Annotated in this window: 15 protein-coding genes and 1 tRNA gene; 4 read left to right on the forward strand and 12 right to left on the reverse strand. The window is 71.0% G+C overall.

The window, feature by feature from the left end; translation table 11 throughout:
- Positions 1–4: 4 nt before the first annotated feature.
- The 3 genes from MTQ12_RS10850 to MTQ12_RS10860 all read right to left on the reverse strand — a co-directional run bounded on the left by MTQ12_RS10850 (position 5) and on the right by MTQ12_RS10860 (position 6,306).
- Positions 5–1,258 (reverse strand): EAL domain-containing protein, encoded by a 1,254-nt coding sequence (locus MTQ12_RS10850; protein ID WP_247618631.1) that lies wholly within the window; start codon positions 1,256–1,258, stop codon positions 5–7.
- A 187-nt stretch (positions 1,259–1,445) separates the two neighbouring features.
- Positions 1,446–4,658 (reverse strand): beta-phosphoglucomutase family hydrolase, encoded by a 3,213-nt coding sequence (locus MTQ12_RS10855; RefSeq protein ID WP_247618632.1) that lies wholly within the window; start codon positions 4,656–4,658, stop codon positions 1,446–1,448.
- 103 nt (positions 4,659–4,761) lie between these two features.
- On the reverse strand, positions 4,762–6,306 hold the full coding sequence (locus tag MTQ12_RS10860; RefSeq protein WP_247618633.1) for an MFS transporter: 1,545 nt from the start codon (positions 6,304–6,306) through the stop codon (positions 4,762–4,764).
- Positions 6,307–6,385: 79 nt separating this feature from the next.
- Between MTQ12_RS10860 and gluQRS the strand changes: the two genes are divergently transcribed.
- Positions 6,386–7,330 carry a tRNA glutamyl-Q(34) synthetase GluQRS gene (gene gluQRS, locus MTQ12_RS10865; RefSeq protein ID WP_247618634.1) on the forward strand — a complete coding sequence of 315 codons (945 nt, stop codon included), beginning with the start codon at positions 6,386–6,388 and terminating at the stop codon, positions 7,328–7,330.
- Between the two features lie 62 nt (positions 7,331–7,392).
- Here the strand turns inward: gluQRS and MTQ12_RS10870 are convergent, their stop codons facing one another.
- Genes MTQ12_RS10870 through MTQ12_RS10880 form a run of 3 tightly spaced genes read right to left on the reverse strand, consistent with a single transcriptional unit; the run spans position 7,393 to position 10,169 of the window.
- A complete protein-coding gene (locus MTQ12_RS10870) occupies positions 7,393–7,977 on the reverse strand; it encodes a flavin reductase family protein (protein ID WP_247618635.1) in 585 nt (194 codons plus the stop codon).
- Positions 7,978–8,017: 40 nt separating this feature from the next.
- On the reverse strand, positions 8,018–9,214 hold the full coding sequence (locus MTQ12_RS10875) for a glycosyltransferase (RefSeq protein WP_247618636.1): 1,197 nt from the start codon (positions 9,212–9,214) through the stop codon (positions 8,018–8,020).
- 46 nt (positions 9,215–9,260) lie between these two features.
- Positions 9,261–10,169 (reverse strand): DMT family transporter, encoded by a 909-nt coding sequence (locus tag MTQ12_RS10880; RefSeq protein ID WP_247618637.1) that lies wholly within the window; start codon positions 10,167–10,169, stop codon positions 9,261–9,263.
- 199 nt (positions 10,170–10,368) lie between these two features.
- Here MTQ12_RS10880 and MTQ12_RS10885 point away from each other — a divergent pair.
- Positions 10,369–10,441: transfer RNA gene (locus MTQ12_RS10885), tRNA-Asn, on the forward strand.
- A gap of 279 nt (positions 10,442–10,720) precedes the next feature.
- On the forward strand, positions 10,721–12,064 hold the full coding sequence (locus MTQ12_RS10890) for a transglycosylase family protein (protein WP_282599330.1): 1,344 nt from the start codon (positions 10,721–10,723) through the stop codon (positions 12,062–12,064).
- A 10-nt stretch (positions 12,065–12,074) separates the two neighbouring features.
- On the opposite strand, the gene MTQ12_RS10900 is transcribed toward MTQ12_RS10890, so the two are convergent.
- Entirely contained in the window at positions 12,075–12,392 is a 318-nt protein-coding gene (locus tag MTQ12_RS10900) for a GNAT family N-acetyltransferase (RefSeq protein ID WP_137319590.1), read from the reverse strand.
- 213 nt (positions 12,393–12,605) lie between these two features.
- Between MTQ12_RS10900 and MTQ12_RS10905 the strand changes: the two genes are divergently transcribed.
- Positions 12,606–13,112 carry a thioesterase family protein gene (locus MTQ12_RS10905; RefSeq protein WP_137319589.1) on the forward strand — a complete coding sequence of 169 codons (507 nt, stop codon included), beginning with the start codon at positions 12,606–12,608 and terminating at the stop codon, positions 13,110–13,112.
- 72 nt (positions 13,113–13,184) lie between these two features.
- Here MTQ12_RS10905 and MTQ12_RS10910 read toward each other — a convergent pair whose 3' ends face one another.
- The 5 genes from MTQ12_RS10910 to MTQ12_RS10930 all read right to left on the reverse strand — a co-directional run bounded on the left by MTQ12_RS10910 (position 13,185) and on the right by MTQ12_RS10930 (position 18,237).
- Entirely contained in the window at positions 13,185–14,015 is an 831-nt protein-coding gene (locus MTQ12_RS10910) for an amino acid ABC transporter permease (protein ID WP_247618638.1), read from the reverse strand.
- Positions 14,012–14,674 carry an amino acid ABC transporter permease gene (locus MTQ12_RS10915; protein ID WP_247618639.1) on the reverse strand — a complete coding sequence of 221 codons (663 nt, stop codon included), beginning with the start codon at positions 14,672–14,674 and terminating at the stop codon, positions 14,012–14,014. The genes MTQ12_RS10910 and MTQ12_RS10915 overlap by 4 nt, the downstream gene beginning before the upstream one ends.
- Positions 14,675–14,776: 102 nt before the next feature.
- A complete protein-coding gene (locus MTQ12_RS10920) occupies positions 14,777–15,688 on the reverse strand; it encodes a glutamate ABC transporter substrate-binding protein (RefSeq protein WP_137319586.1) in 912 nt (303 codons plus the stop codon).
- A gap of 9 nt (positions 15,689–15,697) precedes the next feature.
- On the reverse strand, positions 15,698–16,426 hold the full coding sequence (locus MTQ12_RS10925) for an amino acid ABC transporter ATP-binding protein (protein WP_247618705.1): 729 nt from the start codon (positions 16,424–16,426) through the stop codon (positions 15,698–15,700).
- Between the two features lie 152 nt (positions 16,427–16,578).
- Positions 16,579–18,237: a hypothetical protein gene (locus MTQ12_RS10930; RefSeq protein ID WP_247618640.1), complete on the reverse strand. Its 1,659-nt coding sequence runs from the start codon at positions 18,235–18,237 to the stop codon at positions 16,579–16,581.
- Positions 18,238–18,319 lie beyond the last annotated feature (82 nt).

Below are 18,319 nucleotides of genomic sequence, written 5' to 3' on the forward strand. Positions count from 1 at the left end.
GATCCTAGCCGAGCGGCCGGATCCTGCTGAGGACGCCGCGGGCGGCGTCGACGCAGGTGTAGCGCTCCGAGGTGACGTAGACGTCGTACTCGACGCGGCCGTCGGGCCCCGGATCGGAGCGCCGGGAAGCTGCGACCATGGCCGACCAGTCGGAGCCGACGACGATGATCGCGTACTCCCGGCGCAGCGGGTCGGAGGCGTCGACCATCCCCGAGCGCACGCCGGGGATCGGCGGCTCCTCGAACCCGCCGGACAGCGCGGCGACGAAGCCGGCCGAGCCGCTGAGCACGGAGAAGTTCTCCCGTGTCGCGGTGATGAGCTCCTGGTCCTCCCCGAACACACCGATGACCACGGACGATTCTCCGCCGCTCGCCAGCGCCCGGCGCTGCAGGGACTGCATCTGCGCGGTGAGCAGCGGCTCGTCCATGACGAGCGGATCGCGGCGCAGCGCGCGGGTCGCGGAGAAGGGCGTGCCCTGCACCGCGGCGTTCCGGGAGAAGTGGTCGGCGAGCGGATCCTCCGGCGGGTTCGTCAGCGGCTCCGGCGCGGTCGAGGGACCGCCGTAGAGCGGCCCGGTGACGAACCGCACCCCGAGCGCGCGGACCATCTCGAGGTCGTCCTCGTGGCGCACACCGGTGGCCATGATGACCCCGCCGGTGCGCTCGGTGTGGGCGTGGAGGAGGCGGATGAGCTCGGCGAGGTGGGCGGTGTCGGTGATGTCGAGGACCCCGGGATGCAGGGTGACGACGGACGGGTTGACGAGCGGCAGGAACGCCGCGGTGGCGAGGTCGACTCCGATCTCCTCCATCCCGATGCCCCAGCCCTGCGAGCGGGCGAGGCGGACCGAGCGGAGCACCGCGGCCGGGCTCGCGGCGATCCGCTCCGGGTGGAGCTGCAGGATGACCGAGCGGTCGGGCTCGTCGGTCCGGTCCTCGACGGTGACGAGGGATTCCGGCTCGGCCTGGAGGAAGAGGCGGGTGTGGGTGGGGAGGCCTGCGGCCTCGGCGGCGCGCAGACCGATCGAGCGCAGCGAGGCGTCGAAGTCGCCGATCAGCTGGGAGGCGCGGATGTCGGCGCGGAGCCGGGCCGAGGCGCTGCCGGTGCCGTCCTCCGAGCCGTGCTCGAGGTGCTGCAGGGTGTAGCCGGCGGGCTCCCCGGTGAAGCGGTCCACCACGGGGGCGAAGTGGGTGTCGATGAGACCGGAGCGGATGAGCCGCTCGAGCTCTGCGGTCGAGGTGTCGACGCTGTCGGTCTGCACGATGCAGTGGTCTCCTCACGATGGTTGCGCCCGTGGAACCCGTCCAGGGTCTCACATCGACCTCGCTGGTTCACGGCGATCCGGGATTTATGACAGGACTGACACAGGATCGTGCCGCACCCGTCGCAGAAGGCGGGGCGCCGCGCTCCCGACGGCGGGGAACCGGTGGTCACCGACCCCCTGGGTCTCAGCCGTCGAGCGCGAAGTGGAGCGTCGCCCCGCCGTCGAGGAACCGCTGCTCGTCGAACACCTGGACCTTGACGCGGGAGGTTTCGTGGGATCGCGACATGAGGACGAGCTCGTCGTGGTAGACCCGGACGTCGATGACCTGCCCCTGGAACAGCACGCGGAACCGCACCGAGCCCATGGCGGCGGGCAGCCGGGGGTAGAACTCGATCCGGTCGAAGCGGATGAGCACCCCGGCGAAGGCGCGCACGATGACGTCGACGGTGCCGGACATCGCGCCGAGGTGGATGCCCTCCTGCGTGGTGCCCCACTGGGTGTCGTTGAGGTCGACGACGGCGGCCTGCTTCCACGCGTCCCACGCCTCCTCGCGCCCGATCGAGGCGAGCACGCCGGCGTTGACGACATTGGACAGGCTGGAGCCGTTCGTCGAGCGGGCGACGTAGTAGTCGATCGTCTGCACGACCTGCTCCTGGGTGAACTCGTACCCCATGCGCCGCAGCTCCTTGATGACGCCCTCGGGGCCGAGGAGGAAGAAGAGCATCGTGACGTCGGCCTGCTTGGACAGCTTGTAGTTGTTCGTGGAGTCGCCCTCGGACTCCATGATGAGGTCCATCCGGCCGATGTTGCCGTACTTCTTGCGGTAGGCCGCCCAGTCGAGCTCCTTGAGATCGTCGTATCCCTCGAACTGGCTGATCACCCCGTCGGAGTTGAACGGCACCGCGAGACGGGCGGCGAGCCGGCCCCAGTGGGTGATCTCGGCCGGCTGGATGCCCAGCCGGAAGATCAGGTCCTCGGCCTCGTGGGAGGACAGCACGCGGAAGATCTCCACCGCATGGCGGCACAGCCAGGCGGTCATGATGTTCGTGTAGGCGTTGTCGTCGAGGCCCTCGCCGGACCGGCCCGGATAGCCGTCGTGGAACTCGTCGGGCCCCATCACGCCGGTGATGTGGAAGCGGTCGTCGCTCGCGTCGTAGGACGACATCGACGCGAACAGCCGCACCACCTCGATGAGGAGCTCGCCGCCCTGCGCGGCCAGCCAGCCGGTGTCCGCCGTCGCCCGGTAGTGCTGCCAGGCGTTGTAGGCGATCGCGAGGCCGACGTGGAACTGCCGCCGCGAGTTGTCCGGCATCCAGCGCTTGGACCGCGGATTGTAGAGCTCGATCGGCGTCTCCTCGCGGCCGTCGGAGCCCGACTGCCACGGGAACAGGGCACCGGCGAGCCCGGCCTCGCGCGCGTGGTGGCGGGCGGCGTCGAGCCGCCGCCAGCGGTAGAGCAGGAGCGACTTCGAGATCTCCGGCAGCCGCAGGTTGAGCAGCGGCAGGATGAAGAGCTCGTCCCAGAAGATGTGCCCGCGGTATCCCTCGCCGTGGAGGCCGCGCGCCGGGGTGCCGGCGTCGAGGAAGGCGGTGTGCGGCGACAGCGACTGCAGCAGGTGGAAGGTGTGGAGGTGGATGATGAGCTGGGTCTGCGGATCGGCGTCGACCTCGACGTCGAAGCGCTCCCACAGCCGCTGCACGGCCGCGGTGTGGGCCGGCAGGAGGTTGTGGAAGCCGATCGCGGGCAGCCAGTCGAGCTGGTGCACCGCGCCCCCGCGGACCGAGGTGATCGCGGAGTCGCGCGAGTTCACCGCGGCCGTCGTCGAGTCGACGCTCACCGCGTACCCGCTCTCCACCGGTACTGCGAACTCGCGGTAGATCGCCTGCGTCTCCTCGATCGTCGACACCGAGTAGGCATGGGACACCTCGGGCACCTGGGTGGTGACGGCGTGCGTGGGCTCCTGGGTCAGGGTGGTGCGCTGGGCCATCGCGATCCGCAGGTGGCTCTGCGTGGTCTCGACCTCGCAGATGAGCGTGCCGTCCTGGGCGACGGAGTTGTACCGGTTGACGAGGTGGCGCTTGGCGAGCTGGTCGTACTCCGCGACATTGTCGTTGAGCACCGAGGTGTCGACGCCGGTGCGCACGTAGATCATCCCGGAATGGTTCACCGGGGTGATCTCGGTGAGCATCGCCGCGACGTGCTGGTGGGCCATGGAGACGAGCCGCTGCTGCTTGATCCGCAGCCGCCGGTCCCGGTCGTCGACGAGCACCGCGGTGCGGGTGAGGACACCGGTGGCCATGGACAGCGTGCGGTTCTCCTCGACGACCTCGAGACCGCCCTCGGACCACCACCGGCCGTCGCCGACCTTGACGTCGCACAGCGCCCAGCGCGGCAGGTTGACCATCGACTCGTGCTCGATGTCGCGGTCGTTGACGTGGCTGACCAGGCGGTTGAAGATCCCCGACATGTACGAGCCCGGGTAGTGCACGCCGTCCGCGGCGCGCTCCGGAGCGGAGCCGCGCAGCGACATGTAGCCGTTGGCGAGGGTGGTGAGCGCCTCGCGCCGGCCCTCGTGCTCGGGATCGACGCCCTCGAAGGAGAGCTCCCAGGGGTCGTCGCGCACGTCGCCGAGGTCGAGCTCGGTGACGTCGTTGACGACGACGTCGGCGCCGGCGGCCTCGAGCGCCTGCCGGTTGTGGTCGCGGGCGATCCCGACGACGAGCCCGAACCCGCCGGCCCGGGCCGCGCGCACCCCGGCCTCGGCGTCCTCGAGCACGGCGGTGTCGACGGCGTCGACGCCGAGCCGGTTGGCGGCCTCGAGGAAGGTAGCGGGCTCCGGCTTCCCGGGCAGGCCGAGGTCCTTGGCGACCTGCCCGTCGACGATGACGTCGAACAGGTCGGTGATCTCCGCGTTCTCGAGCAGCAGCGGCGCGTTGCGGCTCGCGGTGACGAGGGCGGTGGGCATGCCGCCGCGGCGCAGGCGCTTGATGAGCCGGATGGTGCCGTCGAACACCCGCACACCGTCCTCGGCGAGGATCGCGTTGAAGCAGTCGTTCTTGCGCTTGGCGAGCCCGTGGACGGTGAACTGGTCTGCGTCGTCGGTCTCCTCGCCCTCGGGGACCACGGCGCCGCGCGCGGCGAGGAAGGTGCGCACGCCGTCCTCCCGCGGGCGCCCGTCGACGTAGCGACGGTAGTCGCCGACGACGTCGAAGGGACTGCGGTCGACGTTGCCCTCGAGCGACTCGTCGGCCAGCGCGGTGTCGAACAGCTGCTTCCAGGCCACGGCATGGAGCGAGGCGGTATCAGTGACCACGCCGTCCATGTCGAAGACGACGGCGGACCACGGCGCGGTCGCGGCGAACGGGACCTCGTGGTCGGCTGCGGTGCTCGTGTGCATGGGGGCTCCGTGATCGTCGACTGCCGGTGGGCGGGTCCCCGGGGGACCGGGCTGACCACAGACCACCATAACGAGGTTTCGGACAGGTGAACGACGCCGCGGGCTACGCTCCGGGTCTCCTCCCGGCACGGCGGGCCTGCACCTGGTCGACGATCCCGACGACGCCGGAGGCGACGACGATGGCGATGATGACGAGGTAGGCGGCGACGAAGGCCGCCGTCCAGCCGGCCTGGCCCTGCACCGCGAAGAACACCGCGGTGATGAGGGCGAGCCCGATCGCCGTGCCGATCCGCTGCCCGGTCTGGAGCACTCCGCCGGCCGAGCCGGCGTAGCGCAGCGGGACGTCGGCGAGCGTGAGCGTCTGGTTGGGGCTGATCGTCGCCCCCTGGCCGAGCCCGACGAAGGACAGGGTGAGCAGGAGCCACCAGATGCTCGTGCCGGCGCGGTCGTGGAGCACGACGACGAGGATGCTCGTCACCAGTCCGACCAGGAGGATCGCGATCCCGCCGAGCACGATCGGCCGCCCGATCCGGAACACGTGGCGCCCGGCGATACCGGAGGAGAACGCGGAGAGGATCGCAGCGGGCAGCCCGACGAGCCCGGCTTCGAGCGCGGTGCGACCCAGTCCGGACTGGAGGAAGATCGCACCGACCACCCACACGCTCGTCATCCCCATGAAGTAGAGGGCGATGAGCAGCGAGCCGTTGGCGAAGGAGCGGGTGGCGAACAGCCGGAGGTCGACCATGGGTGCGCGCCCGCGCCGCTTGTAGGCCGCCTCCCAGCGCACCCACGCGAACACGAGCAGGACGCCGAGGCCGAGGATCGACCACACCCACGGTCCGGCGGAGAACTGGAGGAAGGGGATCATCACCGCGAGCGTGCCGAGTGCGAGGAGCGCCATGCCGACCGGGTCGAGGTCGGGCAGCCGGCGGGCCGGGGCGCGGTCCGCCGGTGCCGCCGGCGGCGCGGCCGGGCCGGGGGCGGGTTCCTCGGTACCGGCCGGGGCGCCGGGGGCGTCCGGCGATGCGGCATCGGCATCCGGCAGGGCGCGCCATGCGGAGACCGGCAGGGAGCGGACGGCGAAGAGGATCGACACGACGGCGAAGGGCACGTTGATGAGGAACGAGGAGCGCCATCCCCAGTCGGCGCCGAGCAGCGCGACGAGCACCCCGCCGAGCACCGGGCCGATCGCCACGGAGATCCCGACGACCGCGCCGAACATGCCGAACGCCCGGCCGCGCTGCGCGCCCTGGAAGTACTGCTGGATGAGCCCCACCGTCTGCGGATTGAGGAATCCGGAGCCGATCCCCATGGTGACGCGCGCGATGTTGAGGACGACCTCGTTCGGGGCGAGTCCGGCGACGAGCGAGGACAGCCCGAACAGCGCGACGCCGACGACGAACATCGGCGCGCGCCCGAACAGGTCTCCGGCCCGGCCGGCGGCGACGAGCACGACCCCGAAGGCCAGCGTGTACCCGGTGAGCACCCATTGGAGGCCCGAGGCGCTCGCCCCGAGCCCGGTCTCGATCGACGGCAGCACGACATTGACGATCGACACGCTCAGCAGCGACATGAAGAGCGGGACGAGGGTGATCGCGAGGACCGTCCGCTGGACGTCCGTCAGCCGCGGTTCCGGGTGGGAGCTCATTCCCTCATTCGTACACCCGCTTCAGCGGCGGGGCAAAGACGGGTCCGCGCCCGCGCCGCCCGACGCTACAGTGGACGCCATGTCCATCGCTCCGCAGGCCCCCGCCGACCCCGTCCCGGATCCGCCCCGCACGCCTGCCGGCCGCTATGCGCCGAGCCCGAGCGGCGACCTCCACCTCGGCAACATCCGCACCGGGGTGCTCGCGTTCCTCTGTGCGCGGACCACGGGCCGGGTGTTCCGCTGGCGGGTCGAGGACCTCGACCGGGTGCAGGACGGCGCCGCCGAGCGTCAGCGCGCCGACCTCGAATCGCTCGGGGTGGACGTCGACCCGCCGGTGCTCGTCCAGTCCGCACGCACGGACCGCTACGCCGCGCACCTCGCCGCGCTCGCGGAGCGCGGTCTGACGTACGAGTGCTACTGCTCGCGGAAGGAGATCCAGGCCGCCCCCTCGGCGCCCCATACTCCCCCGGGCGCCTACCCGGGCACCTGCCGGGACCTCGGCGAGACCGCGCGCCGGACCGCCCGGGCCCGGCTGCGGGAGCAGGGTCGCCATCCCGCCGTCCGCCTGCGCACCGCTCACGAGTCGGTCACCGTCGACGACGACTTCCTCGGGCCCGTCACCGGCGCGGTCGACGATTTCGTGCTCCGGCGCGGGGACGGGGTGGTGGCCTACAACCTCGCCGTCGTCGTCGACGACGGCGAGACCGGCATCGACCAGGTCGTCCGCGCCGACGACCTCGCGAGCTCCGCGCCGCGCCAGGCGCACCTCGCCGCGCTGCTCGGCTTCGCAGTGCCCCGATACGTCCATGTGCCGCTCGTCCTCGCCCCGTCCGGTGCCCGGCTGGCCAAACGGGACGGCGCGGTCACGCTGCGGGAGCTCGACGCGCTCGGTTTCGACGTGTGGGCGTGGCTCGGGCAGTCCTGCGGGTTCGGCCCGTGGTCCGGCATGGAGCAGGCGCTGGCGGAGTTCGATCTCGGCCGCCTCGACCCGGAGCCGGTCATCTTCACCCCGCCGGCCGACTGAGCGGACTCATCCCGCCGGCCGAGCCGGACTGCGCAGTGCGAGGGCGCTCGGCGCGGCGGTCCTCAGCCCAGTCGGTAGTGCTCGGCGAGGTGCGCGTAGTGACGCCCCACCCGGGCCACGGGGTCGAGCGCCGAGATGTCGATATGCCCCGCCGCATCGCTCAGCGCCTCCGCGACGTGGGCGCGCAGCACGCGGACGACGAAGAACTCCTCCTGGCCGGGCCGCAGCCGTGTCTCCACCCGGCACTCGAGCGCCGAGTCCGCCGTGCACAGCCGCGGCGGGGCGACGAGCTCGCTCGGTTCGGTGGCGAGCCCGAGCTCGGCGATCTCGCTGTGCTCGGCCGGCAGCGGGCGCGAGCTCGCGTGCATCGCCTGCGCATCGGCCTCGGACACCGAGTGGATGACGAGCTCTCCGGTGACGTCGAGGTTGCGCCAGGTGTCCTTGTGGACCTCGGAGGTGTGGTCCGGGGTGATCGCCAGGCCCATCATCGCCGGGCGGGTCGACACCACCGTGAAGAAGCTGAAGGGTGCGAGGTTGGTGCGCCCGTGCGCGTCCGCCGTCGTCACCCAGGCGATCGGGCGGGGAACGACGAGCCCGTACATGAGGCGGCGGGTCGCCTCGAGGTCGGCGGCCTCGAAGGTGCGCATGGGCCGGGACCCCGGACCGCGCGTGCCGGGGGTCGGGTGCTCAGGCGGCACGGGGCTCATCGATGACCTTCCGGTAGATGTCCTCGAACGCGTCGAGGGTGCGGGTGATGTCGTGCCGGGCGGCCGTGGTCTGGGAGGCCTCTCCCATCGCGGCGCGCTCGGCCGCGGGCATCCGGCACAGACGGGTGAAGCGCTCGGCGAGGGCGTCGACGTCGCGCGGCGGGAACAGGAATCCGTTGACGCCGTCCTCGCACAGGTGGGGCAGCGCCACCGCGTCCGCGAGCACCACGGGATTTCCCGAGGACATCGCCTCGAGGGTGGCGATGCTCTGGAGTTCCGCGGTGCCGGGCAGGCAGAAGAACGTCGCCTCCTGGTAGGCGCGCACGAGCTCCCGGTCGTCGACCTTGCCGCGCAGCTCCACCCGGTCGGCGACACCGAGCTCGGCGGCGAGCGAGCGGAGTGCCGGCTCCTGGTCGCCGGTGCCGACGATCACCGCGCGCAGGCCGAGGCCGGGGTCGGTGCGGGCAAGGGCACGGACGATGTCGTCGATGTGCTTCTCCTTCGACAGCCGACCGACGAACAGCACCGTCGGGGCCGCGTCCGACCCGCCGACGCCCGGGCCCACCCCCTCCTGCGCCCGGCGGAAGCGCGACAGGTCGATCCCGCACGACACCGCCTGGATGGGCCGGTCGAAACCGTTCTCGGTGAGCAGGTCCGCAGCGAGCTGCGTGGGCACGGTGATGTGTTCGGCGGACTGGAACGTGCGCCGCAGGTCCCACCAGGCCGCGGCGGTCGCAGCGTCGACGACCGGACCGGACACCGGCAGATACGGCCGCACGTTGTCCGGCATGAAGTGGTTCGTCGCGACGATCGGGATGCCGCGGCGGTGCGCCTCGGAGAACGCGTAGCGGCCGATGACGAAGTGCGCCTGCGTGTGGACGACGTCGGGGCGGATGTCGTCGAGCAGCCGGGCGACGGCGGGCTTGGTCTCCCAGGGCATGCAGATCGTCCAGGTCGGGTGGAAGTACCAGCGATGGGACCGGATGCGGTGGACGACGACCCCGTCCTCCCGGTCGGTGCTCGGCACACCGGTGGGCGAGGGACAGATGACGTGGACCTCATGACCGCGCGCAGCGAGTCCGGCGGCGAGGCGCTCGGTGAACTTCGCGGCTCCGTTGACCTCAGGGGCATAGGTCTCGGCGGGGATGCAGATGGTCAGCGGTGGCTGGAATGCCATGTCCGGTGCGTGTCCTTCCGGGCGTGGAGGCGGGCGGGAGCCCTGCTCAGACGCGTGATCCTGTCGCGGCGACGACGGCCCGGGAGGCGCGCCGGGCGCGCTCCCGTTCGATGACGTCCGGGTGATATCGGGACAATACAACGACGGCGGCGCAGGCGACCACTCCGGTGGCCGACATGAGGAGCACGACGGGCGGCGGTGCGCCGGCGGCCTCCCCGAGCACGACCGAGCCGAGGACGACGGCGAAGATCGGGTCGACGACGGTGAGACCGGCGATCACCATCTCCGGCGGGCCGGCGGAGTACGCCGCCTGCACGAACCAGGTCCCGATCGCGGCGGCGACGACGAGCGCGACGAGGTTGAGCAGCGACACCGCGCCGGGGCCGGCTTGGAACAACTGGTTGCTCACGAGGTGCGTGGTCGTGGCGACGCAGGCGAAGAGCAGACCGGCACCGAGCACGAGCAGCAGCTGCGGCGGACGCCGCCAGGCCAGGACGACGACGAGGAAGACCGCGGAGAGCGCGAAGGCGATCCAGGCGACCGGGTGGGACTCCTCCCCCACGTGCAGGCGGGTGCTCGCGATCCTCGCGGACACCGCGACGAAGGCGGCGACGCTGAGCGCGCAGACCGCGACGGCCAGCGAGATCCGACGGGTGATCCGCAGTCCGCGGTAGCGGGCGGCGAGGAGGATCGAGATGAGGAGGGAGACCGCACCGATCGGCTGGACGACCATGACGGCGGCCAGCGAGAGGGCGACGACGTTCGCGACGGTGCCCAGCCCCAGGCACAGGAGGCCGAGCAGCCACGTCCGGTTGCGGAGCAGGCGCAGGAAGGTCCCGAGCCGGAATCCTGCGGGGTGATCGTCCTCGTCGGCCACACCACGGTGCTGGTACATCGCGCCGAAGGCGAGGCCGACGGCGGCGAGCACTGCGAGGACGATGGCGAGAGGGGTCACGCCGACAGTCTAAGCAGGCGGGACGCCGGGCACCGTCCCGAAGAGCCGGAAACCGGGGGTTCACGGGCAGGTCGGCGGAAAACCCCAGGGTCGTCGGGCAGGTTCCCCCGGGCTGTGATCCACGCCATTCCGATCCGCTTGGACCTCCGGCAGGCCCGGTGCTAGAGTGGTCTCTCGCGTGCGGCACCACGCATGCTATTCCTCCGTAGCTCAGTTGGCAGAGCATTCGACTGTTAATCGAAGGGTCGCTGGTTCGAGCCCAGCCGGGGGAGCACACCGAGCAGGCGGGATCCGGATTTCTCCGGGTCCCGCCTGCTTCGCGTTCGCAGGCCGCCTCGTCCCCCGTCGAGTCGGGCTCCGGCGCCCCCGCACATTTCCACCGCGAGGTGTGGCCTCCCCCAGTGGCGCATCACATTATGTCAGTGTTGCGACATTGTGACATTACTGCGCCCTTATGGTTAAGATACCGTAACGTATCTTCCACGCGTGCCGCCTGTGGCCGAGAACCCGCCCGAGGTGCACATCGCGATCCGACCGACGGAGACCACATCATGAGGATCACCGATCTCGCACGGCGCACGGCGGTCGCCGTCGCCGCACTCGCCATGACCGCCCAGCTCGGCATCGCCTCGGTCTCCGCGGCCGGCCTCGGTTCGACCGACACCGGACCGAGCGCGGAGGCGACGACCGCTCCCCCGAGCGCTCCCGAAGACGCCCCGGACGAGGGCGCTCAGCCCGAAGAGGCCCCGGACGAGGGTGCCGGATCCGATGACACAGCGGACGAGAGCGCTCCCGAGGATCCCGCGTCCGAGGCGCCGGCCGGCGATGCACTGAGCTCCGGCACCGGCGCGTTCGCGGTGCGCGGTGCGATCGCCTCGACCTGGCACGACCTCGGCGGCGCCGCCGGCGACCTCGGCCGTCCGACCACCGCCGAGCGGTGCGGTCTGCGCGGCAGCGGCTGCTACCAGCGGTTCCAGAAGGGCGAGGTGCACTGGTCGCCGAAGACCGGCGCCCATGCGACCCTCGGCGCGATCGCGAACACCTGGGCCCGGACCGGGCACGAGGGCGGGAAGCTCGGCTACCCCACGTCGAACGAGCGCTGCGGCCTCAAGGGCGGCGGCTGCTACCAGTGGTTCGAGAAGGGCCAGATCCACTGGTCGAGCGGCACCGGTGCGCACCCGACCAAGGGCGGGATCCGTACCGCCTGGTCGCGGCTGGGATTCGAGAGCGGGAAGCTCGGCTACCCCGTGACCGGCGAGCGCTGCGGCCTGAACGGCGGCGGCTGCTACCAGCGGTTCCAGAAGGGCGAGGTGCACTGGTCACCGAAGACCGGCGCGCGGGCGACCACCGGCGCGATCGCCCGGGCCTGGTCCTGGAACGGCCACGAGACCGGCGACCTCGGCTACCCGACCTCCGGAGAACGCTGCGGACTCAAGGGCGGGGGCTGCTACCAGAAGTTCCAGAAGGGCCAGATCCACTGGTCGCCGAAGACCGGTGCGCACGCCACCAAGGGCGGCATGCAGCGCCAGTGGGCGAAGGCCGGATGGGAGAACGGCTCCTGGGGCTATCCCACCGGCAGTGAGCGCAAGGTCGGCAGCGGCAGGTGGGAACAGCGCTTCCAGGGCGGCCTGAAGACCTACACGACGATCGACCCGGTGTGGGACCGCCTGGCGCAGTGCGAATCGGGCGGCAACTGGAAGATCAACACCGGCAACGGGTACTACGGCGGCCTGCAGTTCTCCGCGAGCACGTGGAAGGCGTTCGGCGGCCACAAGTACGCGAAGAACGCGCACCTCGCCACCCGCGAGCAGCAGATCGAGATCGCGCAGAAGGTGCAGAAGGTCCAGGGCTGGGGCGCCTGGCCGGCATGTACCCGCAAGCTCGGCATCCGCTGAGCGGCGGGGCTCAGGACTCCACGAGGTCCGCGTACTGCGGGAAGCGCTCGAGGTAGCGCTGCACGTAGGAGCACGTGGGCACGATCCGCTGCTCGCGCTCCCGGAGCTGGTCGAGGACCTTCGTCACGAGTGTGCGCGCGTACCCCTGGCGGCCGAAGGATTCGGAGATGATCGTGTGCTGGAGGTCGTAGACCCCGGGCCGCTCGAGCCGGTAGCCGAGGAAGCCGACGAAGGTGCGCTCCGGCTCGGAGGCCCAGAGCTCGAACCGATCGTGGGTGAGGTTGTCGAGGACCTCGACGGGCGTGGTGACGATCTCAGGTGTGCTCATGGGCGGCTCCCCTTCCGAGCGCAGGCGGGCTGATGGCCCCGAGTCTATCCGCACCCACCGCTGCCCCGGCGGACCCTCCGACGGGCATCACTCCCCCGGCGGCTCGATGAGGCCCGCGGTGCGCTCACCGTGGACGCTGCACGCACCGCCGCCATCGGGTCCGATATATTCGACAGTGCTTGCCGATGCCGCCGAGACGAACGAGGAGCCCCCGTGGCCGATTTCACCACCCCGACCTTCGCCCAGGTCGATGCCCTGCCCACCGTGCTCGAGGCGACCGTCCCCCAGGACTGGATCGACGAGAACGGGCACATGAACATCAGCCATTTCTTCGACATCGGCGGCGAGGCGGCGTGGAAGTTCTGCCAGGGACTCGGCCTGCAGCGACTCTATGAGGCCGAGCCGCCGACCGGCCTGTTCACCACGGAGCACCACCTCACCTACCTCAGCGAGCTGCGCCTCGGAGAGCGGCTCAGCGCGCATGTGCGCTGCGTCGACGTCGGTCCGAAGTCGGTGCACCTCATCACCCTCATCCTCGACCGGGAGCGCGAACGGGTCGCGACCGTGTTCGAGGTCGTGCTCGTCCACGTCGACATGACCGCCCGGAAGGCCGCGGCGTTCCCCGAGGAGTTCCGCGAGGCGCTCGAGGCCGCCGTCGCCGCCGACGGGGATCTCGGCTGGCCCGCCCCGGTGTGCGGGGCCATGGGCGTCCGCCGCTGACACGACCCCTGCGGCACCCCGGTCCGGCACCTCCCGCCCGGGGGCGGCGCATCGTCGCTCGACGCCGCGTCGTCAGTCGATGGCTTTCGCCGGGCCCGAGCCCCCGGCGGTCTTCGACTGCAGGCGGCGCTCGAGCCACCGCGCGAACGCGGCGACGATCATGTTGATGGCGATGTAGAGCAGCGCGCCGACGATGAAGGTCGGGAGCAGGTTGTTGTACTGGCGGCCGATCGCGTTGACCTGGTAGAGCAGGTCCTGGTAGGTCACCATGAAGCCGAGCGCGGAATCCTTGAGCAGCACCACGACCTGGGCGATGAGCGTCGGCATCATCGCCCGCAGCGCCTGGGGCAGGAGGACGAGACCCATCGTCTGGGAGCTGCGCAGACCGATCGCCATCGCCGCCTCGCGCTGCCCCTTGGGCACGGCGAGGATGCCGGCACGGATGATCTCCGCGATGACCATGCCGTTGTAGAGCGTGAGCCCGATGACCACCGACCAGAACGGTCCGATCCGGTTGCCGAAGATCATGAACGTCGCGAAGATCAGGAGCAGCACGGGCACGCCGCGGAACACCTCGAGCACGATCGTCGAGGGCAGCGAGATCGCGCGCGTCGGGGCCAGGCGCAGCAGCGCGAAGACGAGTCCGACGGCCAGAGCGAGCAGAGTCGCGACCGCCGCGACGGACAGGGTGGCGCCCATCCCCCGCAGCAGCACCTGCTGGATGCCGGTGTAGGTGAAGGGGCTCCACCGGTTCGGCTCGAGCTGGCCGGCGTCGTAGAACTTCCAGACGATGAACGCGATGATGCCGAGCAGCGCGAGCACCGACACCACGGACATGATGACGTTGTTCCGCCGTGCCTTGGGGCCCGGGGCGTCGAAGAGGACCTGGGTGGGCGCGCTCATCGGAGGATCACCAGCTTCTTCTCGAGGAGGTCGAACACCCGGCCGAGGATCAGCGCCAGCACGAGGTAGACGACGGCCGTGGCGAGCAGGATCGTGATGACGAGGTCGCCGCGCAGCTCGATCGCGTTGCGCATCGCCGACATGAGTTCGCGGTTGTTGAACGCCGACGCGATCGAGGTGTTCTTGAGCATCGCGATGATGACGCTGCCGAGCGGCGGGATGACTGTGCGCACGGCCTGCGGGAGCACCACCGTGGACAGGGTCTGGCCGAAGGTCAGACCGATCGCGCGGGCCGCCTCGGCCTGCCCCACCGGCACCGTGGCGATGCCGGAGCGCAGGGTCTCGGCGACGAAGCAGGCGGTGTAGGCGATGAGCGCGATCGTCGCCAGGATCATCGAGTTGAGTCCGGCGCTCTCGGCGAACCGGATGTCGAGGTAGGGCAGGCCGAACACGCAGAAGAACATCACCAGGGTCAGCGGCGTGTTGCGCACCACGTTGACGTAGGTGTGGGCGGTGACCCGGAGCACCGGAGTGGGTGAGACCCGCATCGCGGCGAGGATCGTGCCGAGGACCATGCAGCCCACGAGCGTGAGGAGGAAGAGTCTCAGTGTTCCCCACGTGCCGCTGAGGAACAGCTGGGTCATATCGAGGAATGACACGGGCGATCAGCTTTCGGTTCGGTCAGGCTGGGTGAGGTCCGCCCGAGGCGCCCCGGGTGAGGGCCGTCGACCCTCACCCGGGAGCACTCGCGCGGGCACGGATCAGTAGCGGTCGACCGCAGGCTGCTCGACGCCGGAGGAGTCGCCGAGGGTGTACTCGAACGCCTCGGTCCAGGTGCCGTCCTCCCCTGCCTGCTCGAGCGCATCGTTGACCGCGTCGCGCAGGGCCTGGTCGTCCTTGGGCAGGCCGATGCCGTAGGGCTCGTCGGAGAAGGGCTCGCCGACGACCTTGAACTCGCCCTCGTACTGCGCGGCGTAGCCGCGGAGGATCGCGTCGTCGGTGGTCACCGCGTCAACGTTGCCGGTCTGCAGGTCCTCGACGCACTTGGAGTAGGCGTCGTAGGTGACGAGCTCGGCGTCGCCGTACTCGTCCTGGATCCGCTGGGCCGGGGTGGAGCCGTCGACCGAGCACACGGTGGTTCCCGCGAGGTCGTCCGGTCCGGCGATCTCGGAGTCCTCGGCCACGAGGAGATCCTGACCGGCGACGTAGTACGGTCCGGCGAAGTCGACGACCTCCTTGCGCTCGTCGTTGATCGTGTAGGTGGCGACGACGAGGTCGACGTTGCCCTGCTGGAGGAAGGGCTCGCGGTTGGCCGACACGGTCTCGACCCATTCGATCTGGTCGGGCTCGAAGCCGAGCGCGGCGGCGGTGATCTTGGCGATCTCGATGTCGAAGCCCTCGGGGGCATCGGCGGTGGCGTCCTTGTTGCCGAGTCCCGGCTGGTCGAACTTCACGCCGACCTTGAGGGTCCCGGCGTCGTTCGCCGCGGACCAGGTCGGGCTGTCGGCGAGGTCGACGTCAGATGCGACCTCGTACTGGGGCGCCTCGGCAGCGGTGTCGCCGCCGCCTTCGCCGCCTCCGCCGCCCGTCTCCGGGGTGCCGCTCTGACCGCAGGCGCTCAGCGCCAGGATGCCGGCGGCCGAGGCCGCGAGGAGAGTGTGCAGTTTCTTCATGGTGTCTCCTTAGTGGGTGAGGATCTTGGACAGGAAGTCCTTGGCCCGCTCGGACCTCGGAGCGGTGAAGAAGGTCTCCGGCTCCGCGACCTCGACGATCTCCCCGTCGGCCATGAAGGCCACCCGGTTCGCCGCCTTGCGCGCGAATCCCATCTCGTGGGTGACGACGACCATGGTCATGCCGTCCTGCGCGAGCTCGACCATGACGTCGAGGACCTCGTTGATCATCTCCGGGTCGAGCGCCGAGGTCGGTTCGTCGAACAGCATGACCTTGGGCTTCATCGCCAGTGCTCGCGCGATCGCGACGCGCTGCTGCTGGCCGCCGGACAGCTGGGCGGGGAACTTCTGCGCCTGGTGCTCGACGCCCACCCGGGTGAGCAGGTCCATCGCGAGGGCGTCGGCGTCGGCCTTCCCCAGCTTGCGCACCTTGATCGGGCCGAGCGTGACGTTCTCGAGGATCGTCTTGTGGGCGAAGAGGTTGAACGACTGGAAGACCATGCCGACGTCGGAGCGCAGCTGCGCGAGCTGGGCACCCTCCTCCGGGAGGACCTTCCCGTCGATGGTGATCGTGCCGTTGTCGATCGTCTCGAGCCTGTTGATCGTGCGGCACAGCGTCGACTTCCCGGAGCCCGACGGGCCGATGACGACGACGACCTCGCCGTGGTGCACGGTGAGGGTGATGTCCTTGAGCGCGTGGAACTCGCCGAAGTGCTTGTCGACGTTCATGATCTCCACCAGCGGCCGGCCGGGAGCAGGCTGCGGGGAGGTCTGCGCGGGGTTCGGATCAGCTGTCATGTGGATCACAATAAACACCCTGCACGCGGTGCAGGTCGCTCCGACCCCGAATGGCGGTCATTGGTCCCGAATCGAGACGCATCCGTTATAGATGCTCAGCCGAGCTGCTCCCGGAAGCGCTCCGCGGCGCGGTCGGCCTCCCCGCGGTCCGCGGACTCCACGACGAGCACGAACAGCAGTCCTACGCCCGCGTGCTCCGTCTCCCCGATGCGCCATGTCGTCGCACCGGTGTCCACGGGCCGGTTCAGGACCGGCCGCAGCGCCCGGGCCTCGGCTGCGGTGAGCGACCCGGCGGTGCCCGCGGGTCTGCGCGGCGCGCCGCCGGCCTCGGTGACGAGGGTCGGCGCAGAGGTGCCCCCGGCGAGCATCGAGGAGGCGCCGGCCGCCGCGGCGATCGGGCTGCCGGTGAGCCCGGCGCCGGCGGTCCGTGCCGACAGCGCGGGCAGACCGATGTCGAGGCCGCTCATCCCGAGGTCGGCCGCCGCCCTCGTCCGCCGGCCGGGGTCGTCCGGATCCTCGCCGCGCTGCTCGAGCAGCGCCTCGACGAGCAGGGAGTGCGGGCCGTCGGAGTAGCCGCCGCGCAGCGCCCGGTCGAATCCGCCGTCGGCGTTCGCGACCGCGCGGATCTCTCCGGTGCCGGGGTCGACGGCGATGAGCGCCGCCGGGGATCCGGTGTCCTGGAGGGCGGCCTCGGCCGCGGCCTGCACCGCGAGGTCGATCGTCGTGCGGACCGGCCGGCCGGGCACCGGGTCGACGGTGAGCAGCGGCTCGGCGGCGGGTTCTTCCGGTGCCGACTCTCCGTCCACGGGTGCCGTCGCGATGGACAGGGTGTACCCGTCGGACCCGGCGAGCTCCTCCTCGTAGTGCTCCTGGAGGCCGCCGCGGCCCACGAGTTCCCCGGGGCGCACCCGGGCGGGTGCGGCGGCGATCTCCTCGGCGGTGGCCTCGCCCACGCGGCCGAGCAGCAGCGGGCCGAGGCCCTGGCGCACCGGGATCGAGCGCTCGCTGCGGCGGAACACCGTGCCGGGGATCGGCCGGATGGCCCCGGCGACGTCGATGTAGTCGCGCTCGCGCAGGGTGATCACCGGCACGAAGGCGGTGGCCGCAGCGCTCTCCACCCGGTCCCGCAGCGGTCCGGGATCCACGTCGAGCTCCGCCTCGAGCACCCGCACCACCTCATCGAGGTCCTCGACGCGTCCGGGTTCGATCCCGACGTCGACGACGGCCTCGGTGCTCGTGAGCACGGCATCGCCGGCCCCGTGGATCTGCCCGCGCTGCGCCGGAGCGGACTCGACGGCGAAGACGTGGCCGCCTGTGAGGTCGGGGTGGACCACCGCGGGCACGAACTCGGCCTGCCAGGACAGTCGGTGCTTGCGCACTTCGAGCACGGAGGTGTACGTCCAGTCGGGGATCCCGGTCTCCGATTCCGGGTCCGTCGTCCACCCCCAGTGGAGCACCGCCTGCGCGCTCGCTTCTCCGGTGCTGCGGACCTCGAGCACATCGACGACGGTCGGGGTGAGCAGACGGGTGGTCCGCAGCGGGGCGCGCACCTTCGCGTACTCCCGTTCCGCGGCCTGCGGGTCGGTCCAGGGCCCGTGGGCCACCGCGTCCTCCTGGAGCGATTCGGCAGCGCGCCGGGCCGCGGACTCCGGCGAGGTGCCGAGCTCGGGATCGAGGACGATGAGGAGGGATACGAGGAGGGCGAGGACCGCGAGCACGACGCCGCCGAGCAGCAGACCGGTGCGCCGATGCATCCGCCCTCCTCCGCCCTGTCGGTGCGCGGGCCCGCCGGGCCCGGACGGTCCTCGATGCCCGTGCACCGTCTTGCATGTCGGG

Source organism: Brevibacterium sp. R8603A2 (assembly GCF_023072605.1).
Lineage (GTDB): Bacteria > Actinomycetota > Actinomycetes > Actinomycetales > Brevibacteriaceae > Brevibacterium > Brevibacterium pityocampae.